Genomic DNA, 4,377 nt, shown 5'->3' with positions numbered 1-4,377 from the left:
TTTTTTAAAAAATTGAAAAAAATGAAAATAAGTGAAAAAGTTTTTGAGTTATTTGAAATGGACTAGTGGTAATTGATTGTTTAAAATACTTGGGAAATAAGGGTTTAGTGGAGTTTATGGTTATTAGGATTTATAAGTAAAGTTTATAATATAAATAATTATAAAAACCAAAATCCTATTTCAAGTTGTTTTAAATAGCTTTATTTTTAGTATTGCAATTAGAAATATAATTTAATTTTAAAGAATTTGAATTTGAAATTTAAATTTTAAATCTAGCAATATCTAAGATTTATTTTAAACTCCTGTTTTAAATTCTTTAAGTACAAACAATAATAGCACCTCGTTTTAACACGATTTTATTATCATTTTTCAACTCTTTTAAAACCCTTGAAATACTTTCCCTTGAGCTACCTACTACTCTTGCTAATTCTTCGTGAGTGATTTTTAATTCATTATTACTTGCATTATCTTTTATATATTTTAAAACACGATTTGAAAGCGGCATAAAAGCAAAATCTTCTAAAAATTGCATAATTTCGCTAAGTCTTTTAGAAATAATGTCTAATTTTAGTTGTTTAAATTCTAAATATTTTTCGCTTAATTCTTCTAAATCTTTGCTAGGAATTACCCAAACATTAGTGTTTTTTACAAACTCAATATTAACATTAAAACTAATATTATTTAGCACGCAAGAAGCTGATAATAAGCAATATTCATCATTTGATAAATTAAAAATATCAATCTTTCTAATGCCATTATCAATAAATATCTTAATACTTCCATCAATTATAAATATAAGCCCTTGACAATCCCATAAATCATCACCTTTTTTATAAGTCTTAAAAAGACCTTTTTCTAAACATTTTTTAATTAGCTCATTATTTGTAAATATAGAATTTAAAAAATCTTCAATCTTTTTCATTGTAACTTTATCACATACATAATTTTTAAAAACTCTTATACTTTATCAAAAAAAGGAATATTATGAGTTTAAATAGAAGGAATTTTTTAAAAATCGCAGGAATTGCTAGTGTAAGCAAGGTTTTTGCGAATACTAATCAAGAAACAATGGCAAAACTAATTGATTTAAGCCTTTGCGATGGCTGTGCTAATTTAGCAACACCTTTATGCGTAAGTGCTTGTAAAGTAAAAAATAAAGATGTTTTTCCTAAACCAATTAGCGAAATACCAAATTATTATCCACAAAAATTTTACGAAGATTATCAAGACAAAAAAGATGAAATTAATAGGCTAAATCCTTATAATTTCATCTATGTTGAAAAATTAAACATAGATAATAAAAACATAAATATCCCAAGACATTGTATGCATTGTGATGACCCAACTTGTCTTAAAATATGTCCTTTTGGAGCAATTAGCAAAGATAATTCAGCAGTTAAGATTAACCCTAATGTTTGTTTTGGTGGAGCAAAATGTAAAGATGTTTGCCCTTGGCACATACCACAACGACAAGCAGGAGTTGGGGCTTATCTTAAAATAGCACCTAAATTAGCAGGTGGTGGAGTTATGTATAAATGCGATTTATGTGCTGATATTAGCATTCCTGCTTGCGTGAGTGCTTGTCCTAAAAACGCAATGATATATGCAAATAAGGAAAAAATAAAATTACTAGCCCTAAAAAAGGCAAAAGAATATAAAGATTTAGCCAAAGATGATGGCACATATATTTACGGAGATAAACAAAACGGCGGAACTGCAACTTTTTATGTATCACCGATTTCGTTTGAAAAAATTCAAGAAGCAATAAGCACAAAACACGCAAACAACACTCAAGGAATAGCACATATGAAAGTAGATATAAATAACAAAATAACCAGTAATGACAAAATTATTAAAAGTGTTTTATTAAGCCCTATTGCAGGTGTTTTAGCAGGTGTTTTACTAAGGAAAAAAAATGAAAATTAAAAGACAAAGTATATTTAATCAAATAACTCATTTAGGAATAATGATTAGTGTTTTTGCGTTGATTTTTAGTGGTATTTTGCAAATGCCTGTCGCAAAAAGATATATGATTTATAAACTACCTTTAATGTCTTGGAGTGTGGATTATTATATTAGTTTGATGGTTCATTATATTTTTAGTATTAGCTTGATATTTTTTGTGTTTTTGCATATTACATATTATATTTTACGCAAAGATTTTTCAATGCTTCCAAAAAAAGGTGATATTAAAAAAAGCATAAAATTAATCTACGCAATAATTTTTAACAAAGAAGAAGAACCTTGCGAAAAATACCTACCAGAACAACGCCTTGCGTATTTAGGACTTGTAATTATTATGGCTGTTTTGATTATTACAGGGCTTATTAAAACTTATAAAAATTTAGCAGGAATTTCAATTAGTGAAAACTCTATATTTTTAGTAGCATTACTACATAATATTGGAATGTTGTTAATGATTTTTTGGATATTTATACATTTATTTGCTTTTGTTTTTAAGACTAATAGAGCACTTTTAGGTGCTATGTTTGGTGGAAAAATTGATGCTAAATATGTATTAAAAAGACATAAATTATGGCATGAAGGTGTAAAAGCCGCTAAAAAGGTCTTAAATATGTTATGAGCTTTACTGGAACTAAATTATAAATTTGATTATTTGTTTAGTTGAAATTGATACCGATGAAATATACTTAAGAAAATAAATTTTCATAATATAAAAATAAGAAAAATTAGTAAAAACAAAGGACAATTTTAAGCAAATTTGCAAGTATTAAACAAAGCCAAAAATTATTACTAACTTTACTAAAAAAGGCATAAATCATACAATCAAATAAAAATATTATATTTATTTTGTAATACCAAAATATAGTTTTAAGAACTACTAATATTTTAAGATTAAATTAAATATTTTCAGTTAGATAACAGATATAAAAAAGTTTGTCTATTATATTACTTCGTAATTATTACTATTATTAAATCTTTAAAAGAAAACTTTAAACAAACATTGATAAATTAAAGCTTGTGATGATTTATAAGAATTTAAATTTGCTTAAAATATAGTCTATTATTGTTTTACTTTTAGCTTTGATTTTACTCAAATCTTCAACCAAGAAAAACTTAGAAAATATAAATATATTCAAATAACGCTCAATAATAGAAAAAATAGCGATAGATATTAAAAAAATCGCAAATAATATAAAGATAAAAAATACAAAATTTTCATTAGCTAAATTCTTATTTGAAGTGGCAAAAATTATTGTAATAATAGCGCTAATAAAACCAAAAATAACACTCAAAGCATTGCTAAAAGAAAAGCCATTAATCTTGCTTTTTAAAATATAAAAAGCATTGCAATTGGGACATTTTAGACTAATAAATCCTAAATCTTTTTTATAAGTTAATTTTGAGATTTTACAAGAACAAATATCACACTTTTTATAAAATATATTTATATTTTTACTAAGATTAATCATAAAGTCTTTTAATTTGCTTAACCTAGATTTTTTAATTTCAATTGTTTCACTATTATCAAATAAAACAAATTTTGAAAATATAAACAATTCTAAATAACCATGAATGAATGAAAAAATACTTGCAATAATCAAAAAAGTTAAAAACCATATTGCTACTTGAATAATTCTGCTATTAATAAATTTATCCAATAAAGCAATAGGCACAATAGAAAGCAATGCACAAACCCAACGAGAAATATCCACTAAAGCAGCATCTATCATAACAAAAGACATTTTGTCTTTTGATCTATACAAGGCATTACAATTAGGGCATTTTAGACTAATAAATCCTAAATCTTTTTTATAAGTTAATTTTGAGATTTTACAAGAACAAATATCGCACTTTTTATTGATAATTTCCACTTTAATTTCCTTGTAACAAAATGTTTTATTTTATATCAGATAATACTTGTGATTTTATCACTAATTTAAATTCTTTTAGTTATATTTAGCTAGTTGTATCTTATTAATATTTGCTTTTTTACTTCATTTAAAAATAAGAATATTTCTTGATATTTTTTTGCATAATTAATATAAAAATATTTTGTTTAATATATTTAATTATGAAAAATTAATTCAAATAATTATATTAAAAATAAAAATGTGTATTCTAAACTACAACTCATTTTAATTCTTCTTTTAATTTATTTAAATAATTTGTATAAACATCATTAGAGCAATCACTTATATAATTGTCTAAACTAAGATAATAATTATCAACAAACATCCTAGCAAAAGAATCATAAATTCTATCAAAATCAGGATGCTCTGGGATTTTTAGCTCTCTAAAAGACATATATGATTTTGCATAGTTACAAGGCACAAAATAACCATAAATATCATAATTTATTAGCTTATCTTTGCTAAGTCTAGTTGGTAATTCTGAAGCTTCTTCTTCAAAGCG

The 4,377-nt window shown here is 24.1% G+C and carries 5 protein-coding genes; 2 read left to right on the top strand and 3 right to left on the bottom strand.

The window, feature by feature from the left end; genetic code table 11:
- Positions 1-316: 316 nt before the first annotated feature.
- Positions 317-922 (bottom strand): Crp/Fnr family transcriptional regulator, encoded by a 606-nt coding sequence (locus tag AVBRAN12654_RS09145; RefSeq protein WP_336609646.1) that lies wholly within the window; start codon positions 920-922, stop codon positions 317-319.
- A gap of 62 nt (positions 923-984) precedes the next feature.
- Between AVBRAN12654_RS09145 and AVBRAN12654_RS09140 the strand changes: the two genes are divergently transcribed.
- Positions 985-1,926: a 4Fe-4S dicluster domain-containing protein gene (locus tag AVBRAN12654_RS09140; RefSeq protein ID WP_336614358.1), complete on the top strand. Its 942-nt coding sequence runs from the start codon at positions 985-987 to the stop codon at positions 1,924-1,926.
- Complete coding sequence (locus AVBRAN12654_RS09135; RefSeq protein WP_336614357.1) at positions 1,916-2,584, top strand: cytochrome b/b6 domain-containing protein; 669 nt, start codon at positions 1,916-1,918, stop codon at positions 2,582-2,584. Before AVBRAN12654_RS09140 ends, AVBRAN12654_RS09135 begins: the two co-directional genes overlap by 11 nt.
- Positions 2,585-2,990: 406 nt before the next feature.
- On the opposite strand, the gene AVBRAN12654_RS09130 is transcribed toward AVBRAN12654_RS09135, so the two are convergent.
- Together AVBRAN12654_RS09130 and AVBRAN12654_RS09125 are read right to left on the bottom strand one after the other, a co-directional pair.
- Positions 2,991-3,836, bottom strand: a complete 846-nt coding sequence (locus AVBRAN12654_RS09130) for a hypothetical protein (protein WP_336614356.1) — start codon at positions 3,834-3,836, stop codon at positions 2,991-2,993.
- A 259-nt stretch (positions 3,837-4,095) separates the two neighbouring features.
- The coding region (locus AVBRAN12654_RS09125) for a hypothetical protein (protein ID WP_336614355.1) at positions 4,096-4,377 on the bottom strand (282 nt) is incomplete at its 5' end.

Origin of the sequence: Campylobacter sp. RM12654, from assembly GCF_020137585.1 — a bacterium.
In the GTDB taxonomy this organism is placed as follows: Bacteria; Campylobacterota; Campylobacteria; order Campylobacterales; family Campylobacteraceae; genus Campylobacter_E.
Note: the sequence above shows the minus strand (reverse complement) of the source record. Positions and strands in the feature narration are given on the sequence as shown.

What these genes read in the sequence shown, in the direction of transcription:
- AVBRAN12654_RS09140 (WP_336614358.1), top strand. Translation starts at nt 985, where the DNA reads ATGAGTTTAAATAGAAGGAATTTTTTAAAAATCGCAGGAATTGCTAGT.
- AVBRAN12654_RS09135 (WP_336614357.1), top strand. Translation starts at nt 1,916, where the DNA reads ATGAAAATTAAAAGACAAAGTATATTTAATCAAATAACTCATTTAGGA.
- AVBRAN12654_RS09145 (WP_336609646.1), bottom strand. Translation starts at nt 922, where the DNA reads ATGAAAAAGATTGAAGATTTTTTAAATTCTATATTTACAAATAATGAG.